We start from the raw sequence: 18,714 nt of genomic DNA, 5'->3' as shown, positions 1-18,714 counted from the left end.
CGCGAAGCTTGGCTTATGACAGCTCCCGATCATTTGAGAATTTCCGGCCCTGAAGACATCCTTGGCTTCATCCCTCACTCCCTGGGTTACTGGCCCGAGAACAGCCTCGTGGCCATGACCATGGAAGGCAAACGACTCGGAGCCACCTTGCGGGTCGACCTCCCCGCGCTCGGCGGCGGCGTCGTCGGCGGCAGCAGCGGCGGAGGAGGGGGCAATACCGCGGMCCCGGGACGCGCCGGCGCCGGGTCCAGACGGCGTTCCAGCTCAGGCCGGAGCGACGCGCTGGCCGGCTTTGCGCGAAATGTCGTGTCCTACTTGCAGGCGGACGACGCCGCCGATGGTTCGCTGCTGGCCTTCTTCACTGATACGGATACCAACAGCGACGACGGCCGCCCTGCGTTGGCGGTCCTGCTCAAAGAACTCGAACTTGCCCTGGAGGCGGCCGGAATGCCCGTGAGGGACGCGTGGGTTATTGGCGCGGAGTTCTGGCGCAACGCCTACTGCAGCGATCCGGACTGCTGTGTGCCGCCCGGCCGGCCGATCGAGCAGATCACGAACAGCAAACTCAATGCCGAGATGGTTTTCCGCGGCAGCAGCGTAGGTGAGGCTCCGGGAGCGCAGGACACCAAGCCGGTGCCGCGGCCCGTGGACCCTGCGGTCCGTGCGGCCGAGTTCGGCTGGGCTGCGCAATTCTCCTCGCGACGGCGGGACCGGGCCCAATTCGCCCAGGTGCTTGATGTCTGGACGATGGTGATGCAGGCGGCCGCCCAGTCGCCCGATCTGACACCGGAACTGACCGGCTACCTACGGGCCAGCCTTTGCATCCCGTCTTGGCGGGACGCAGTTCTCGTGATGGCGGCCGCCGGCCGGCCGGCGGCCGAACGCGGCGCCGAAGACTTCGGCATGTTCGACCCGCAAGCCGGATCCGCCACCCGGACCGGAACCAACTCTTCTGCAGGGCCAGGACCAACGCCCAGTCCCATTCCAGGACCGACGCCTTCCGACGGGCAGCCGGCCGCTGGCGCCKACGCTGGCTCAGCCCCGGATGCCGGCCCGGGCGCCGACACGCTTCCCGGCTACGGGGAGGTCCTGCTCGGGCTGGCCCCGTCGGTCCCGGACTGGGCCCTGATGGTCGGGCTTGAGCGGGTCCTGCAACTGCTGGGAAGTCTCGGTGGCGGTGAGTCGACTGCAGCCGCCATGACGGCAAGGGGCTGGATTGAGTGGTGCCGCGGCCGGGGTTCCTACGCCGACGCCCTGTATCGGCAGGCTCTGCAGGACCATCCGGGATACAGATTGGCCGAACTGCTGGCAGAACTTGGCCGGCGCGGCACCCTTTGCGGCTGGGCGGCCAGACGGGAGGCAGCGTGGCAGAAGTTTGCGCCGGACGCGGCGTGAGGAGTCGCCGCAATATTGTGGACCCGGCGCCCCGAAAGGCACCTGCGGAGAAAACCGTGAGACAATAGTTGCCGAGACCCGGTTGKGTCCGTGTATCAAGTGCCCGCAATGAACCTTGGAAACAGGGAACATTCCGGCCGCCCCAGCAGTTCTACTTAGTGGCTCTGCTKGTCGTGGTTGCATCTGATGTTGAACACGGACTTGACAGGGTCATAGTGGTGTTGCCCGTATGGCGATCCGCAGACCGCAGCTAGAAAGGTTTTCAGTGACCCCGTCTTCCGCGAAGAAGGAACCCGCCGACCAGGCCGAAATGTCCCCCGACGAGAAGAAGGCGGCGACCAACGCCAAKCGCGCCGCCACGCGTGCAGCCAACAAGGCTGTCAAAGACGCCGCTTCCGCCGAGGGCGGCGACACCGTAACCGGAGTCGCCAAGCCTGAGCCCAAGAAGCGCGGGCCCAAGCCCGGCGCCAAAGCCGCGGCCGAGGCCGCCGGCAAATCAGCAAGTGATAGCGACGATGACGTCGACGTCGAAGAGGACCTCGACGACATCACGCCTGATGCCGCCGAACTCGGCGACGAGGTAGAAGGCGAAGAGGTCGCCGGCAAGGCCGCAGCGGCCACCGGCTCCGGCTTCGTCTACTCCGATGCCGATGACGACGACGCGCCCGTGCAGCAGGTCATGTCCGCCGGCGCCACCGCCGACCCCGTCAAGGACTACCTGAAGCAGATCGGCAAGGTCGCCCTGCTGAACGCTGAGCAGGAAGTGGACCTGGCCCTGCGGATCKAGGCCGGCCTCTTCGCCGAGGAGAAGATCGCCGCCGACGACGGCACGATGGATCCGAAGCTCAAGCGTGAGCTTGAATTCGTCATCCACGACGGCAAGCGTGCCAAGAACCACCTGCTGGAGGCCAACCTCCGCCTCGTGGTCTCGCTGGCCAAGCGCTACACCGGCCGCGGCATGCTGTTCCTGGACCTGATCCAGGAAGGCAACCTGGGCCTGATCCGTGCGGTCGAGAAGTTCGACTACACGAAGGGCTTCAAGTTCTCCACCTACGCCACGTGGTGGATCCGCCAGGCGATCACCCGCGCCATGGCCGACCAGGCCCGCACCATCCGCATTCCGGTGCACATGGTGGAAGTCATCAACAAGCTGGCCCGCGTCCAGCGCCAGATGCTSCAGGACCTCGGCCGCGAACCCACGCCGGAGGAGYTGGCCCTAGAGCTGGATATGACCCCGGAAAAGGTCGTTGAGGTCCAGAAGTACGGCCGCGAGCCCATCTCCCTGCACACTCCGCTTGGCGAGGACGGCGACTCCGAGTTCGGTGACCTCATCKAGGACTCCGAAGCCGTGGTGCCCGCGGATGCCGTGAGCTTCACTCTGCTGCAGGAACAGTTGCACTCGGTGCTGGACACGTTKTCAGAGCGCGAAGCCGGTGTGGTCGCAATGCGCTTCGGCCTMACCGACGGACAGCCGAAGACTTTAGACGAAATCGGCAAGGTCTACGGCGTGACGCGCGAGCGCATCCGCCAGATCGAATCCAAGACCATGTCCAAGCTGCGGCACCCGTCGCGCTCACAGGTCCTGCGCGACTACCTGGACTAACCACCGCACACCAGCCGCAGGCTGGGAGCAGTCCACACCAACGCGGGGTCACATCCCGCCCGCCGTCTGGCGGGCCGGATGTGACCCCGCGTTGGTGTTTTCAGGGATCAGGCGACCCTTCGCACTAACCCCGCGTTAACGAACAAGGACCCCTCCGAATCGGAGAGGTCCTTGTTCACTAGTTGTTCAGTAGTCCCAGAGTTCAGTAATCTCAGGTCGCTGAAGACCCGGCCAGGCGCCGAGCCGGAAACCGGGGATCTAGTCGACCGGAACCGGGGCCTTCTGGTGAAGGCGGTCTGTCTCGTCGTGCCAGTCTGAGCTGAGCGGCTTGAGTGTCGGCTCTACGGCGCGTGCGTGGTGGCCGCAGAAAAGAAGCTCACCRCCGGAGGCTCCGAGAACAACCCGGACATATGCMTGTGCTCCGCAACGATCGCACCGGTCTGCGGCGGTCAGTGTGCGGTCCGCAACTGCTGTTGTCATGTTCGGCCTCCTTAGTAGATCGGTATATCTATATAACCAGTATTCGTGGCCAAACCATCGCAGGGGTGGCCCACTTTCGCTGTCCGCGTATCACGTCTCAGTAACGGGGAAGTCCCGGAGGGTCCCTCCGGGGAGTGGCAAACCGGCGAGGACCCTGACTCCGACTAACCTAGGAAGAGCGTTAAACACTGTGACCGCCGGCCTGCGCACGCTGCAGGGGCCGTCCCCCACCTTGTAAGGAGTTCACGACCCGTGGCACCCAGTTCTGATTACACCGCCCGGCACCTTTCCGTGCTGGAGGGCCTCGAGGCCGTCCGCAAGCGCCCGGGCATGTACATCGGCTCCACGGATTCCCGCGGACTCATGCACTGCCTCTGGGAGATCATCGACAACTCCGTCGACGAGGCTCTCGCCGGCTTCGGCCACGACATCAAGATCATCCTGCACGCGGACAACTCGGTGGAGATCCACGACGACGGCCGTGGCATCCCCGTGGACGTCGAACCGAAAACCGGGCTGACCGGCGTCGAAGTCGTTTTMACCAAACTGCACGCCGGCGGAAAGTTCGGCGGCGGCTCCTACACGGCTTCGGGCGGCCTGCACGGCGTGGGCGCCTCCGTCGTCAACGCCCTGTCGGCACGCCTCGACGTCGAGGTGGACCGTGGCGGCAAGATCTACAAGATGTCCTTCCGTCGCGGCGAGCCGGGCCGCTTCAAGGACCCGGGCACCAAGCCGGATCCGGCCTCGGTCTTCGAACCGTTCGTTGACGGCTCCGTGCTCGACGTCGTCGGCAAGGCCAAGCGCGGAATGACGGGAACGCGGATCCGCTACTGGGCCGACCGGCAGATCTTCACGCCCGACGCCAAATTCTCCTACGAGGACCTCGCAGCGCGTGCCCGCCAGACCTCGTTCCTGGTCCCCGGGCTGAAGCTCACKGTCCGGGACGAACGCAGGCTTGCCGGCACCCMGGGCGAAGCGGKCCCGCACGAGGAAGTCTTCCACCACGACGGCGGCATCGCCGAGTTTGTCGACTTCCTCGCCGCCGATCCGGCCATCACCGACATCTGGCGCCTGCACGGCGCCGGCAAATTCAAGGAGACAGTGCCCGTACTCGACGAGCGGGGGCACAGCCAGCTCGCGGAGGTGGAACGTGACTGCGAAGTCGACGTCGCCCTGCGCTGGGGGATCKGGTACGACAGCACGGTCCGCACCTTCGTCAACATCATCGCCACGCCGAAGGGCGGCACCCACCAGTCCGGCTTCGAGCAGGCCCTGCTGAAGACCTTCCGCAAGGCGATCGAGACCAATKCCCGCAAACTCAAAGCAGGCAACGACAAKATCGAAAAGGACGACATCTTCGCCGGCCTGACGGCAGTCCTGACCGTCCGGCTGGCCGAGCCGCAGTTCGAGGGCCAGACCAAGGAAATCCTGGGCACGTCGGCCGTGCGGGCCATCGTGGCCAAGGTGGTGGAACAGGAGATCACCGCACGGCTGACCTCCTCAAACCGCAACGACAAAGCCCAGTCGGCGCTGCTGCTGKAAAAGGTTGTCAGCGAGATGAAGTCSCGKATCTCGGCSCGCGTCCATAAGGAAACCCAGCGCCGSAAGAATGCACTGGARACCTCCTCSATGCCSACCAAGCTTGCCGACTGCCGCACGGACGACGTCGCKCGGTCCGAACTGTTCATCGTCGAGGGTGACTCCGCACTCGGCACTGCCAAACTGGCAAGGTCCTCAGATTTCCAGGCCCTCCTGCCGATCCGCGGCAAGATCCTCAACGTCCAGAAGGCATCCGTCGGGGACATGCTCTCCAACGCCGAGTGCGCGGCCCTGATCCAGGTGGTGGGTGCAGGCTCGGGCCGGACGTTCGACATCAGTGCGGCCCGGTACGGCAAGGTGATCCTCATGACCGACGCCGACGTCGACGGCGCCCATATCCGGACGCTGCTGCTGACGCTCTTCTTCCGCTACATGCGGCCCATGATCGATGAGGGCCGCGTCTTTGCCGCCGTCCCGCCGCTGCACCGGGTGGAGGTCATCAACGCCGGCCAGAAGGCCAACGAGATGATCTACACCTACTCCGAGGCCGAGCTCCACGTCCTKCTGGCGAGGCTCGCCAAGGAGGGCAAGCGCTACAAGGAACCGATCCAGYGGTACAAGGGCCTGGGCGAGATGGATGCCGAGCAGCTGGCGGAAACCACGATGGACCCGCGTCACCGGACCCTCCGCAAGGTAGGKATCGAGAACGCCAAACAGGCCGAAGAAGTCTTCGAMCTCCTGATGGGCTCCGACGTGGCACCGCGCAAGGACTTCATCATTGCCGGCGCCGCAAGCCTGGACCGGGAGCGCATCGACKCCTGACCGGACCCGCGACACTAAGACCCCGTGCGTCGTCGATCACCATGTCAGCCATGGCGATCGTGAACGCCTCCGACGTCCGCGGAGGCGGCTCCGAACCATGTCGGCAGGTGGTGGAGCAGGTCTTTTTGGTCATCACCGATCCATGCGACGTGGCCGTCCGGTCGGAGCAGGACCGCGGGCGCGTCCAGTTCGCCGCTGACGTCCACGACGTGGTCGATCCGATCCTGCCATCCCGCCACGGAGAGTTCGCCGGTCCGGTCCAGCAGGAGCCCGCGGCCTTCGCGGGTGAGCTCGTAGAGGCGGCCCCGCGACAGAGGGATGTCGCGCAGTCGTCTGCCGAGAAGCTCAGGTCCTTCGCCGAAGTCGTAGCGGACCCCGATCGCGRTGACCTTCTCGGCCAGGAAACGGCGGACGTCCTCGAAGTCCATCAGCGCAGTCAGAAGCCGGCGTACGGCCTGCGGGCCCGGCTCGGGGGAGAGCAGCTCGCTCTGGGCGCGGRTGATGGTGAGCACGTCCTCGGCGACCGGGTGGCGCTCGGCGTAATAGGTGTCCAGCAGCCCTCCCGGTGCCCACCCGTTGACCTCGGCGGCTAGCTTCCAGCCGAGGTTGAAGGCGTCCTGGATGCCGAGGTTCAAACCCTGCMCTCCCAGCGGCGGGTGGACGTGCGCCGCGTCGCCGGCGAGAAGTACCCGGTCCACCCGGTATCGTTCGGCAAGCCGGGTGGCGTCGCTGAAACGGGATAGCKAGCGTGGTGAGTKGACGCCGAAGTCGGTGCCCGCGTATGCCCGCAGCTGCGTCCGGAACTCCGCCAGGGTCGGCGGGACCGAGCGATCCTCGGCCACGGTCGCCGCGGGTACGACGGCGCGGTACAGGCCGTTTCCGGCGGGGCCGATGCCGAACCMCTTGTGGGTCTTGCGCACCTCGTCGGCCACTTCGGCCAGCTCGTCCGGCGGCGCGGTCACCTCGACMTCGCCGAGGAGCCACTCCGTGTTGGCGGGCTCGCCGGGGAAGCCGATGCCGAGCAGCCTGCGCACCAGGCTGCGTCCCCCGTCGCAGCCGACCAGCCAGCGAGAGCACAGCCGTGTGCCGTCGGCGAGCCCGACGCTCACCCCGTCCTCGTCCTGCTCGACACCCGTCACCTCGCGGCCGCGGCGGATCTGTGCGCCGAGCTCGGCGGCGCGCTCAGCCAGCAGGCGATCGGTGACGGGCTGGGGGATGCCGAGGACGTAGCCGTGTGCGGTATCCAGATTCACCGACGGGGTTTTGTCGATTCCGGCGAAGCGGCCAACGCCGCCGGGATACTGCTGCCCGTGGGCGAGGAACCGGTCCAGCAGCCCGCGTTGGTCCATGATCTCAATGCTGCGCGGGTGCAGGCCGAGCGAGCKCACAGTCTCGCTCGGCTCCGCGTCCTTCTCCAGCACGAGCACGTCCACGTMGTGCAGCCGCAACTCGCTGGCCAGCATCATCCCCGTCGGCCCGCYGCCGCTAATGATCACGTCGAACATGTGAAACCCCCATCCAAGAAATCACCTTCCGGCCTGCGGCCCCGAATCGCGGAATCGCCCGGAGCAGTCCCCATTTCCTCAGGTATTTTGGCCGCGGCTCACCATTCTGCTCTTTGGCAGGGGCCTTGCGGCAAGCCCCCTGGCGAGCTATAACCTGAAAATGGCAAGGAGATTAATTCTCCTTGCCATTCGCATGTGCGGGAGCGGTGTTGCGAGGAAGCTGCTCATCGCCCGTATGAGTGCCACGATKCCTTCCGTGCAGACGACTTCCGAAAATGACAGAGCCTCAGCCGAGCAGGCCGGGGACCAATAACAGAGCCGTCGGCAAGGCCAGCAGCAGCACGCAGGCTGCCAGGACGGCGGCGCGCAGGGCTTCCGGAAGCGGGGGCTGGGGCGAGAGCAGGCGGCTGACGCGGGACGCCGTCGTTCCTGCCGAGCCGGTGCCCCCGGTGGCGCCGGGCTGGCTCGGGTCGGCGTCGGGCAGACCGGGTTCGCCGAATGCCAGGCGCGTCGCCGGGGCCGTCTGGGAGCCGCTGGCCACGATCGCGATTGCCTTGATGAGGGTGGCTTTGCTCTCGGTCTTGAGGGCGACGTCGTCGGCCAGCATTTCGATCAGGGAGTTGACCGAATCCTGGGCCAGCCGGGTGGTGGGGAGCCACGGCAGGGCCTGGCGCCACGCGGCGAAGGCCCACAGCAGGAGATGGTGGCGCTGGCTTAAATGCGCGTTCTCGTGAATCAKGACCGCACGGAGCTCAGCGGGTTCCAGCGCGGCCATGAGCCCGTCGGAGAGCACAGTCACGGAGCGTGCGCCGCCGGGCAGGCAGTAGGCCACGGGGGAGTCCACGTTGAGGACCACCGTTCCCGGCCCGTCGGCGGACGGCGAGGCGAGCAGGTCCAGCAGTTCCCGGTGGCGCCGGCGCTGGCGCTGGATCTTGTAGTAGGTCAGCAGCAGCGTGAAAACGAGGTGCGCCGTCAGCAGGGCCGCGGCGGAGAGCGCAAAGATGTGCCAGAAGCCCAGATCCGTGGTGGGGGCATTGTTGAAGACCATCCCGGCCAGGGCGCGCAGGCCGGAAAGCAGGTTGTCCCCGACAGGCTCAAGCCCGTAGACGAGCATCGCGCCGATCATGGACAGGCCGCCGGCAAGGGCGATCGCCTGCCACAGCAGCATCGCCGTGAAGGGGGAGCGTGCCGGCCACTGGGCACGCGAGAGGAGGATAGGCACAGGCCAGGCCAGTGCTATCGCCAGGACCGCCAGAAAATATGAGGTCCAGAACATCGGGCGCTAGCTGCGGCCCAGCAGCTTGCGCAGGGTTTCTGCCTCGTTGTCCGTGACGGAACCAATGAACCGGGCCAGGACGGCCTCGCGGTCCGGGGCTGAGCCGAGGACCTCGTGCATGAGTTCCGCGGTGTGGTCCGCGCGGCTGGAAACGGCCTGGTAGCGGTGCGGCCGGGTGCCGCGTTCGCGCTCCACGAGGCCCTTCCGCTCGAGGCGGGAKAGCACGGTCAGCACCGTGGTGACCGCGAGGTCCTTGCCCTCGTGTCCGGCGGTGCCGTCCTGGGGGCGGGTGCTCTGTGCGAGGAGATCCCGCAGGGTATTGGCTGTCGCAGCTTCTTGACCTGCCCAGAGCAGGTCCATCACTGCCCGTTCCAGTTCACCGAGACTTGCCATTCCGTACATCCTTCTATGCCTGCCGCACCGKCGTCGTGCTGGGGAAAAGCTGGTGCCTGCCGGGGCGGTGTATGTGAATACGTTGTTATAAATTTACCGTGTTTTGCACATTCTTTCTACATGAAGTAGAACACGGCCGTCCGGCGTGTCGGCCGGCGCGCCCGGCAGCGCCGAAGGCGGCGGTCCAACGGCGGCTTGCGGCCTCGGATGTCGGCCGCGGATGTCGGCCGCCGGTGCCGGCCCCCACAGTCCGGGGGTGGCCCCCGACGGCGGACCGAGGGTGCCGGGCCCGCCGCCGGAGTGGGGGCTGTCCGGCCCATTGCGGGCCATGACGCCCCGTGGGAGTCTGGTTTACGACGAAGTGCCGATGTGTTCTACACTCTGTAGAAGTATCACTTCTACGACATGTAGAAGTTGCTCGAGCCTAGCTAAAGTAGGGACTGCCTTGGACGCCTTGGAAATCGCACGCTGGCAATTCGGAATCACCACGGTCTACCACTTCATGATGGTGCCGCTCACGATCGGCCTTGGCCTGGTGGTGGCTGTGATCCAGACGCTCTGGTACCGCACCGGCAAGCCGGAGTATCTCCGCATGACCAAGTTCTGGGGCAAGCTTTTCCTGATCAACTTCATCATGGGCGTCGCCACGGGAATCGTGCAGGAATTCCAGTTCGGCATGGCCTGGAGCGAGTACAGCCGCTTTGTCGGTGACGTGTTCGGCGCCCCGCTGGCCATGGAAGCGCTCTTGGCCTTCTTCGTCGAGTCAACCTTCCTGGGCCTGTGGATCTTCGGCTGGAAGCAACTCAAGCCCGGCCTGCACCTGGCTTGCCTCTGGATCGCCGTGATCGGTTCCGTCTTCTCGGCGTACTTCATTATCGTGGCCAACAGCTGGATGCAGCACCCGGTCGGCGTACAAATGGTCAATGGCCRGCCCGTCATGACCGATGCCTGGGCCGTCTTCACGAACAACACCGCCCTTGTTGCCGTGCCCCACACTCTCTTCGGTGCCCTCGCCGTCGCCGGCGCCTTCCTCCTCGGCATCGCCTGGTACCACCTGTGGCGCCGMCGCCACGACGGCATCGACACCATCGGGGCCGACGGCAAAGTGATTCCCGGCGAAGCCGCGGGAATCCCCGGACGGGACCGCAACGACCACACCGTGTGGATCCGCTCCCTGCGCATCGGAGCCGTCGTCGCCATGATTTCCTTTGCGGGCACCGCTGTAACCGGGGACCTGCAGGGCAAGCTCATGTTCKAGCAGCAGCCCATGAAGATGGCCGCCGCCGAGGCGGCCTGCCACGACGGCACCGGGTTCTCGGTCCTCAGCGTCGGTAACCTCGGTTCCAAGAACTGCAACGACATCGTCGCCGTGATCGAKGTTCCCGGCATCCTGTCCTTCCTGGCCAAGGGCGACTTCACCACCGAGGTCAAGGGCGTCAACAGCCTGCTGGACGAGTACAAGGCCAAATACGGCACCACCGTGCCGGACAACCCCATCTACGGGGACCGCGCGGGCCAGCCCATCCAGTACGTGCCGGTCATGGAAGTCACCTACTGGGGCTTCCGCATGATGATCGGCTTCGGCGGCATCGCCGCCCTCGCGGCACTCGTGGCCCTCTGGGCTACCCGTAAGGGAACGGTGCCGGCCTCCCGGGGCCTCATGCGCCTGGCGGTGTTCGGMATCCTCGCACCGTTCKGCGCCAATGCCGCGGGCTGGATCTTCACCGAGATGGGCCGCCAGCCGTTCGTCGTCGCCCCGAACCCTGACCCCAGCGGCATCGATCAGGTCTTMATGTTCACTGCCGCGGCCGTCTCACCGGGCGTGTCCGCCGGCGAGATCCTGACCTCCCTCGTCGTGCTGACCACCATCTATGCCGTGCTGCTGGTGGTCGAGGTCAAGCTCCTGGTCAAATACATCCGCGGCGGAGTGGCCGCGGCCATGCCGGAACTCGCACACGCCACGGCGGACGAGTCGGAGGGCGGCACGCCCCCGGGCGGCACCCCGGGCACACCCGAGGGCGACGACGTCCTGGCGTTCGCCTACTAAGCGCCCGCTCAGCAACCCACCTATTCAGCAACCCCACACGAAGAAGCGCAGAGGATTCTCAGCATGGAACTGCTACCCACCATCTGGTTCATTGCCATCGCGGTGCTGTGGACGGGCTATCTCTTTCTCGAGGGCTTCGACCTCGGCGTCGGCATGCTGATGAAGGGTTTCGCCCGGAACAACACTGAGCGCCGCGTCCTGATCAACACGATCGGCCCGGTCTGGGACGGCAACGAGGTCTGGCTCCTGACCGCCGGGGGTGCCACCTTCGCGGCCTTCCMGCTGTGGTACGCCTCGCTGTTCTCCGCGCTGTACCTGCCGCTCCTGCTGGTCCTCGTGGCGCTCATCTTCCGTGCGGTMGCCTTCGAATACCGCKGCAAGGTGGACAACCCGAAGTGGCGCGCCCGCTGGGACTGGGCCATCTCGGCCGGTTCCTTCGTCGCGGCCTTCGGCGTCGGCGCCKCGCTGGCGMTGACCACCACGGGACTGCCGATTGACGCCAACGGCGACCGCGTGGGCGGACCGTTCGCCTGGTTCAGCGGTTACGCCGTGCTTGGCGGTCTCGCCGTCGTCGGGTTCTCCCTCCTGCACGGACTCGGGTTCTTGGCGCTGAAGACCGACGGCGAGGTCCGTCACCGGGCGCGGGCGTGGTTCGTCCGGCTCCTGCCCGTACTGCTCCTGCCCATCGCCGGCTGGGCCGTGAGCCTGCAGCTGCTCAGTGGCGAGGCCTGGACMATGGCCGCCGTCGTCGCAGCCGTCGTGGCAGCAGTACTCGCCTGGAACTTCGCCCGCAAAGGTGCCGAGGGCCGTGCCTTCATGTCACTGGGGGCGTTCCTCCTGCTCGGCAGCGCATCCATCTTCGGTGCCGCGTTCCCCGTGGTGATGCCGTCCACCCTGGATCCCGCATTCAACCTGACAGTCACCAACGCCTCGTCCTCGGACTACACCCTGGGCCTGATGAGCATCGTGGCCTGCATCGGGCTGCCACTCGTCCTCGCGTACCAGGCGTGGACGTACTGGGTGTTCCGGCGCCGGGTAAGCGCCGCACACATCCCCKAGGCCCACAGCTTCCTGCCCGCGATTGCCGCCAAAGCGCTCGCACCGAAGGACTAACTGCCTGATGAGACCGTTCCCCGCCGGCCCCGCAACCCGTTCCGCGCTCTACCTGCTGGGCCTGCTGGCCGCACTGAAGGCCCTGTCGCTCGTGCTGATGGCGCAGGCTGTCGCATCGATGCTCGCCGGTCTCGCGGCGCATGATCCTGCCTGGGCCGACCAGCTCGTCCTCGGGGTGGCCGGGGCCGTGCTGCGCTCACTGACCGTGTGGGCTCAGTCGGTGGCCTCGCGCCGGGCGGCGCTGGGGGTGAAGGAGGAGCTTCGCTCGCAACTTCTGGAGCGGGCGCTGAGGAGCGGAACACGGTCGGCCGGCCCGGCCGACGGCGGCCTCGCCGTCCTCGCCGCCCGGGGGCTGGATGCCCTGGACAACTACTACACCCAGTTTCTGCCCGCGCTGGTGAACTGCGCGGCCATCCCGMTGCTGCTGGGGGCGCGCATCCTGTTCGCCGATTGGATCAGCGCCGTGGTGATCGTGTTGACAGTGCCGCTGGTGCCCCTGTTCATGGTGCTGATCGGGCGGTATACCGAGGACCGGGTCCGGGAAGCCCAGTCGGCCCTGGCCCGGCTCTCCGGCCACATGCTCGAACTCGCCAAGGGCCTGCCCGTCCTGGTGGGGCTGGGCCGGGCCACGGCCCAGCGCAAGGCACTCGAGGATATGTCCGAGGAATATCGTTCCCGGACCATGGGGACTTTGCGTACGGCTTTCCTCTCCGCCCTGGCCTTGGAGCTCATCGCGACGATTTCCGTGGCAGTGGTTGCMGTGTTTATTGGCGTCCGGCTGGTGCACGGCGACATGGCGCTTGAGGCCGGACTGCTGGCGCTCATCCTGGCCCCCGACTGCTACCTGCCGCTCCGGGAACTCGGCACCGCACACCACGCGAGCGACGAAGGCCGGGCCGCGCTCGCCGAAACCACCGCGGTCCTCGCGGATCCGGGAGCCTMGCCGCTGATGCCGACTCCGGCCGCCGGAGCCGCCGCAGGATCTGAGCGACAGCCCGCTGACCTGACCGCGGCTGGCCTTCCGGCCGGAGGGCCGCCTGCCGTCACCGTGGACGGGCTGACGGTCCGTTTTGGCGGTCGCACGGAAGCCGCCGTCGGGCCGCTGAGCTTCACCGCAGAGGCCGGCCGTATCACGGCCCTTGACGGCCCCAGCGGTGCCGGAAAGAGTACGGTGCTCGGTGTCCTCGCGGGTACTGTCGGGACGGGCGCCAGCACCGTCGTGTCGGGGCGCATCGGAGGATTTACGACGGCGGAGGTCGCCTGGGTGCCACAGCACCCTGTCATGGTGGCACCCACCGTACTGGACGAGGTCCGCCTGTACCTCGGCATTCCCGTCTACGGACCCGACGCCGGACCCGACGCCGCCGCGGCCGGCACTCCCGTGACGACTGTTGCGGGTACTTCTGCCAATCCTCCGGCTGGTTCGGAGGGCGATGCGGCGGCACTGCGGTGCCTTGCCGCCGTGGCCGCGGAGCATCTGGCGGCCAAACACCCGGCCGAGTTGAGCCCGGGGGAGCTGCGGCGGGTGGCGCTGGCGCGCGGGCTGGCGCGGATCGAAGCCGGCGCCACCGTACTACTCCTGGACGAGCCGACTGCCCACCTGGACCGGAGTTCCGCGACAGTGGTTACCGGCGCCCTCGCCGGACTCCGGGGACGGGTCACCGTGCTGCTCGTCGCGCACGACCGGCAGACCCGGGAGCTGGCCGACAGGCTCGTCGCGGTGGCTCCACACGGCGGAGGGCACCGCGGCATTGAGCATACGGATCGCGTGGCGCCGACGGCATCCGCGGGGGGAGAGACGGACGTGCACGCTGCAGCAATCGTGCCGCCGTCGACCGTCGCTGCTGCGGCGGCAGCGTCTGTTGCGGTATCGGCGTCGACTGCGGCGACTGTGCCGGACCGGAGGACCGTGCAGGCCGCAGCAACTTGCGTCGGAGGGGCCCCCGTCACTGAACCGGACCCGGCGCGGACCGGAGCGGCGCCCGGGACGCGGGCAGCCCCGTCGGCTCCACACCCCGGCTCGGTCGCGGCCCGGCTGCGCCGGCTGCTGGCACCGGTGGCGGGCCGCTTTGCCGCCGCCGGAGCCGTGGGCACGCTGGCGGCCCTCTTCGCCGTCGCACTCGCCGGCCTGTCCGGCTGGCTGATCATCCGTGCCAGCGAGCAGCCGCCCATTCTGTACCTGCTGACGGCGATCGTCGGCGTGCGGTTCTTCGGCGTCGGCCGGGCTGGCCTGCGGTACGCCGAACGTCTGCTCCTGCACGATGCCGTCTTCGCCGCCCTGACCCGGCTCCGGGGCCGGCTTTGGGAATCGCTGAGCCGCCGCGCCCTGTCCCTGCGCCGGCTCCTGCAGGGCGGCAACGTCCTGGGCACGGTGGTGGACGACGTCGATACCCTCCGTGATCTCCTTCCCCGCGTCGTCCTGCCKCCTGTCACCGCTGTCGCCGTCGCCGTGACCGCAGTGGTCGGCATCGGCTTTCTGCTCCCGGCGGCGCTTCCGGCCGTGGCCGCAGCGGCGCTGCTGAGCATCATCGTGGCCCCTGCCCTGGCGCTGKCGGCCGACCGMATGTCCGCCGGCACCGAACAGCAGCTCCGCTCTGGCGTGCTCCGAGACGTCGCCGCCGCCTTGGACGCCCGCGCAGAACTCCACGCCAACGGAGTGACCGCTCCCGTGCTGGGTGCGATCAGCAGGGCCGACCGGTCCGCGACCGGAGCATCGCAGCGGTCGGCCTGGGCGGAAGGCCTCGGCCAGTCGCTGACCGTCCTGGCCTGTGCCGGCGCAGCGCTGGCCAGCGCCGTACTGGCCGCCCCGCTGGCTCTTAGCGGCGCGGTCGAACCGGCGACGGTCGCCGTCGTCGTGCTCGTGCAACTCGCCTTGGTGGACCCCTACGCGGCCATCACAACGGGCGTGCGGCAGTTCCCGGCGCTGCGCGCCGTGTTGCGGCGCATCAGCGAGGCAGGAGTCCTGGACGCGGGGGCTGACAGCGGACCGGAAGGCGGCGAAGCCGCCGACGGCGGGCTGGTTCCTAGGGCGGCACGGCCCGACGGGGAGCCCGGGATCGAGCTGGTTGACCTCGCCGCCKGGTGGCCTGGCGGCGGCAACGTCTTTACCGGGCTCACGGCCGCGGCCGGCCCGGGACGCTGGCTTGCCGTCACTGGCGCATCCGGATCCGGCAAGTCCACGCTGCTCGCTGTGACCCTGGGTTTCCTCCCGGCAACCAGTGGCCACCTGTTTTTGACCGGCCGCGCGGCCTGGTKCCCGCAGGAGGCGCATCTGTTCGACTCCACCATCCGGGGCAACCTTCTGTTGGMGCGGCCAGGGGCGGGTGTGGAGACAGAGTCCGGCCGCAGCAACACTTCTGGAGATGCCGCGCGGACCCGAGATGCCGCGCGGGGCGGGGAAGCCGCCGCGCCCAAAGAAGGCGCCGCGGCCGCCCGCGGCGGAGCGCCAGCCGGAAGTTACGAGCAGATGCGGGCTGCGCTCGACGCCGTGGGGCTCGGCCCGGTGCTGGCCCGGCTTGAGGACGGCCTGGACACCCGGATCGGACCGGGCGGGGCGTTCCTCAGCGGCGGGGAGCGCCAGCGCCTGGCCGTTGCACGGACGCTCATGACCGGGGCCGATGTCATCCTGCTCGATGAACCGACGGCGCACCTCGACGCGGAGGCCGGACGGCTCATGCTGGCCGAGTTGCGGGACGGCCTGAAAGACCGCACGGTGGTCCTCGTAACGCACAACCCGGACGATATCGACGTCGCTGATATCCGTATGGACCTCGACGCCGCGGCGGCCCTTGGCGGGCATCCGGCCGCGGCGGCGGTGCTGGCGCGGGGGTAGGGCGCCCGTTAGCCTGTTGCCATGAACCGACAAGGCGATACTCTGCCCGTGCTCGATTCCCGGCTGGTTTGGCGGCCGGCAGAACACCAGGACCTYGATGAGTGGGCTGGACTGATCGCCCGGACCGCCGCCGTGGAGCAGCCCGTCTGGTTCGAGCGCCGCGCCGATCTGGAGCAGATCCTGGAGTCGAAGAACAACCCGGTGGCGGCGAACACCATCCTAGGGTTCGATCCGCAGGGCATTGCCCGCGCGTACGCCCGGATCACCAAGAACCCCGATGGGGACAAGGCGACAGGGGCCGGTTGCGTGGATCCTGCGTGGCAGGGGAGCGGAATCGGCAGCGTGCTGTTGGGCTGGATGGAACAGCGGACCAGGGAACGCTTCGTGGAGGATGCTGCAGCGGCCAGCGGCGTGGCGGAAGCCGGAGCGGTGCCGCCGCATCCGAGGCTGCGGCTCTACATGGAGGAGAAACATCAACACCAGGCGGCTTTGTTCGCGGGCTCCGGCTACAGCATTGTMCGCTACTACAACGAGATGCACCGGCCGCTGAACGAGGCGTTGCCCGATGCTGTCTTGGACCCCGGACTGGAGCTCGTGACTTTCGGGCCAGCGCTCCACGAGCCCGTGCGGCTGGCGCACAATGACGCATTTCGGGACCACTGGGGCAGCGAGCCCCGGGACGAAGAGGGATGGGGTTTTGTGGTGAACGATCCGCAGGGCCGGCCGGACCTCAGCGGCGTCGTGCTTGAGCGTTCCACGGGAACGGTGGCAGGCTACCAGTTGGCCACCTACGACGCCGAGGGTGCCTTGGCCCGGGGCTACCGCGAGGGGTACACAGAGCTGCTGGGAGTGCGGCGGGAGTTCCGCGGCCGTGGCATCGCGCAGGTCCTCCTGGCGGATGCCATGCGCCGCTTTGCCGCGGCCGGAATGGACGTGGCCTCCTTGGACGTCGATTCAGAAAACCCCACCGGAGCCCTCGCGCTGTACATCAAAATGGGCTATTCGGCAGTCAACCGCAGCATGGCGTKGGACAAGGATCTGTAGTCGGCCGTGGGTTAGGTGAGTCTGCTCGGGGGACTGCGCTAGAGGCCGGTAGCTAGCGGRCTGCGGTCCACGCGCTAACCGTCGTGGGGCTAACCGTCCACATCGTGGAGGTGATGGACGACGTCGTGCAGGAAGTACTGCGCAAAGGTCAGGACCGTGAATACTGAGCCGTTGCTCCGGGTCCCCTTGCGGCCCCAGTCCTGCTCCGTGACGCGGGCGAAGGACGCAGCAATCTGCTCGCCCTCGGCGGTCAGCTCGGCACCGACCTCGGCTGGATCGGCGTTGGCGTAGTCCTGTTCGATGGCTGTCCGGTCCTGGTCCCAGTCATCGAACCGGGCGTCGTCCTCGCTCAGCATGAGCGCCAAACGGTGATCGAAGAGTGTGAAGACGTCCCGGACGTGGCAGCCGTACTCGAGAACGGACCAGGTGGCCTCATCGGGCCGCTCCGCCGCGTCCGGCCGGCGGAGGGCGGMGCGCCACCGCGGGAGCATGGTGGTGATGATCCCGGGCACGGTGGCCGGGGTCGCAACGGAAGCATCGAAACCGCACTCGGGGCAGGGCCGCGACAGGACMCAAGTCCAGTCCTTGGTATCCGGGATGATAGGCATTCCAGCAGTGTAAGTGCATTTGTGCCGTCGGGCATCCCTGGCACGTGTGGCTTCCCTAAGCCCTGCAGCCTACGGGGCAAAGCTCGGAAGAATGGGGACCCACTCACGGGGTTGGAATTTGGGTCCCCGCTAAAACTGTCGGACCCCCGGAGGAGACTGGTTTCATGGAAGCCGCCAGGGATTTCATTCCGTTCGGGGACGACGGGGATGGCACGGACCGCAACACGGACCGGGGCCAGCTGTCGGGTGTGGATGTTGCCCTGGCCGCGCTGGAGGCTGTGGGTTCGACGGCGGTTCAGGATGCGGCGTTGTGGGATTTCCGGGCTGCGGCGGATTTCGCCGGGCGGGTGGAGGAGCTCTCGCGCCGGGTGGAGTTTTTGCAGCTGGTGGCGGCCGCCGCGGTGGACCGGACCCGGACGCAGGCCTCCGCGGCGGCGAGGACGGCGGCGGGGGCCGGCACGTCGTGGACGACGGGCTGGCGAGACGAGGCCCCCGGAACCGCGACCGTCAGTGGCGCACCATCCGGCGGGGTGAGCGGTGCTGCGGCCGACGGCCGAATCGACGGCGTGTCCGGTTCCGCGGCTTCGCCCGACGCGCTMACGGGCGTGACAGCGCCCGGTTCTGCGGCTTCGCCCGACGCGCTGACCGGGGAGGGTGTGCCGTCGGATGCGGCGGTGGTGGATGACGGGTATCGGAACACGGCGGAGTTCCTGCGGGCGCGGTTGCGGATCGGTGCGCCGGAGGCTAAGCGCCGGTTGTCGCTGGCCGGGGGTGTGCTGCCCCGCCGGGGACTCACCGGCCAGCCCGTCCCGGCSGTGCAYGCGGAGCTKGGTGCRGCGGTCGCGGCCGGGGAGGTCGCATCCCGGGCCGCGACGATCATCACGGCGGCGCTGGCGAAGGTCCGGCATGTCTGTGACGCCGGGGCGCTGGCGCGGATGGAGCACGCCCTGACGCGCACGGCCGCGGAAAACGATGCGGACTTCCTGGCCCGGGTCGCCCGGGGCTGGGCCGATGCGCTGGATCAGGACGGTGCCGAGCCCTCCGAGGAGCTGTTGCG

At 67.9% G+C, this 18,714-nt stretch carries 13 protein-coding genes; 8 read left to right on the top strand and 5 right to left on the bottom strand.

Features of this window, described 5'->3' with window-relative positions:
* Positions 1-15 precede the first annotated feature (15 nt).
* Positions 16-1,395 (top strand): DUF4192 family protein, encoded by a 1,380-nt coding sequence (locus AC1DBQ_RS09860; RefSeq protein ID WP_476928327.1) that lies wholly within the window; start codon positions 16-18, stop codon positions 1,393-1,395.
* A gap of 265 nt (positions 1,396-1,660) precedes the next feature.
* Positions 1,661-2,998: an RNA polymerase sigma factor gene (locus AC1DBQ_RS09855; RefSeq protein WP_476928326.1), complete on the top strand. Its 1,338-nt coding sequence runs from the start codon at positions 1,661-1,663 to the stop codon at positions 2,996-2,998.
* 258 nt (positions 2,999-3,256) lie between these two features.
* On the opposite strand, the gene AC1DBQ_RS09850 is transcribed toward AC1DBQ_RS09855, so the two are convergent.
* Positions 3,257-3,478 (bottom strand): DUF7455 domain-containing protein, encoded by a 222-nt coding sequence (locus AC1DBQ_RS09850; protein WP_476928325.1) that lies wholly within the window; start codon positions 3,476-3,478, stop codon positions 3,257-3,259.
* Positions 3,479-3,730: 252 nt separating this feature from the next.
* On the opposite strand from AC1DBQ_RS09850, the gene AC1DBQ_RS09845 reads away from it, so the two are divergent.
* Positions 3,731-5,839 carry a DNA gyrase/topoisomerase IV subunit B gene (locus AC1DBQ_RS09845; protein ID WP_476928324.1) on the top strand — a complete coding sequence of 703 codons (2,109 nt, stop codon included), beginning with the start codon at positions 3,731-3,733 and terminating at the stop codon, positions 5,837-5,839.
* Positions 5,840-5,883: 44 nt separating this feature from the next.
* On the opposite strand, the gene rox is transcribed toward AC1DBQ_RS09845, so the two are convergent.
* The 3 genes from rox to AC1DBQ_RS09830 form a co-directional block, all read right to left on the bottom strand.
* Positions 5,884-7,344, bottom strand: a complete 1,461-nt coding sequence (gene rox, locus AC1DBQ_RS09840) for a rifampin monooxygenase (protein ID WP_476928323.1) — start codon at positions 7,342-7,344, stop codon at positions 5,884-5,886.
* 286 nt (positions 7,345-7,630) lie between these two features.
* Entirely contained in the window at positions 7,631-8,620 is a 990-nt protein-coding gene (locus AC1DBQ_RS09835) for a M56 family metallopeptidase (RefSeq protein WP_476928322.1), read from the bottom strand.
* Positions 8,621-8,626: 6 nt separating this feature from the next.
* On the bottom strand, positions 8,627-9,013 hold the full coding sequence (locus tag AC1DBQ_RS09830; protein ID WP_441426499.1) for a BlaI/MecI/CopY family transcriptional regulator: 387 nt from the start codon (positions 9,011-9,013) through the stop codon (positions 8,627-8,629).
* Positions 9,014-9,458: 445 nt separating this feature from the next.
* On the opposite strand from AC1DBQ_RS09830, the gene AC1DBQ_RS09825 reads away from it, so the two are divergent.
* From AC1DBQ_RS09825 to AC1DBQ_RS09810, 4 genes are all read left to right on the top strand, one after another.
* Complete coding sequence (locus AC1DBQ_RS09825; protein WP_476928321.1) at positions 9,459-11,060, top strand: cytochrome ubiquinol oxidase subunit I; 1,602 nt, start codon at positions 9,459-9,461, stop codon at positions 11,058-11,060.
* A gap of 63 nt (positions 11,061-11,123) precedes the next feature.
* Complete coding sequence (cydB, locus tag AC1DBQ_RS09820) at positions 11,124-12,173, top strand: cytochrome d ubiquinol oxidase subunit II (RefSeq protein WP_476928320.1); 1,050 nt, start codon at positions 11,124-11,126, stop codon at positions 12,171-12,173.
* 7 nt (positions 12,174-12,180) lie between these two features.
* On the top strand, positions 12,181-16,005 hold the full coding sequence (cydD, locus tag AC1DBQ_RS09815; protein ID WP_476928319.1) for a thiol reductant ABC exporter subunit CydD: 3,825 nt from the start codon (positions 12,181-12,183) through the stop codon (positions 16,003-16,005).
* A gap of 21 nt (positions 16,006-16,026) precedes the next feature.
* Positions 16,027-17,049: a GNAT family N-acetyltransferase gene (locus AC1DBQ_RS09810; protein ID WP_476928318.1), complete on the top strand. Its 1,023-nt coding sequence runs from the start codon at positions 16,027-16,029 to the stop codon at positions 17,047-17,049.
* 89 nt (positions 17,050-17,138) lie between these two features.
* Here the strand turns inward: AC1DBQ_RS09810 and AC1DBQ_RS09805 are convergent, their stop codons facing one another.
* On the bottom strand, positions 17,139-17,657 hold the full coding sequence (locus AC1DBQ_RS09805) for a DinB family protein (RefSeq protein WP_476928317.1): 519 nt from the start codon (positions 17,655-17,657) through the stop codon (positions 17,139-17,141).
* A gap of 164 nt (positions 17,658-17,821) precedes the next feature.
* On the opposite strand from AC1DBQ_RS09805, the gene AC1DBQ_RS09800 reads away from it, so the two are divergent.
* On the top strand, positions 17,822-18,714 hold an 893-nt coding region (locus AC1DBQ_RS09800; RefSeq protein WP_476928316.1), incomplete at its 3' end, for a DUF222 domain-containing protein.

The organism is Arthrobacter sp. 10T413_2, from assembly GCF_056394205.1.
Note: the sequence above shows the minus strand (reverse complement) of the source record. Positions and strands in the feature narration are given on the sequence as shown.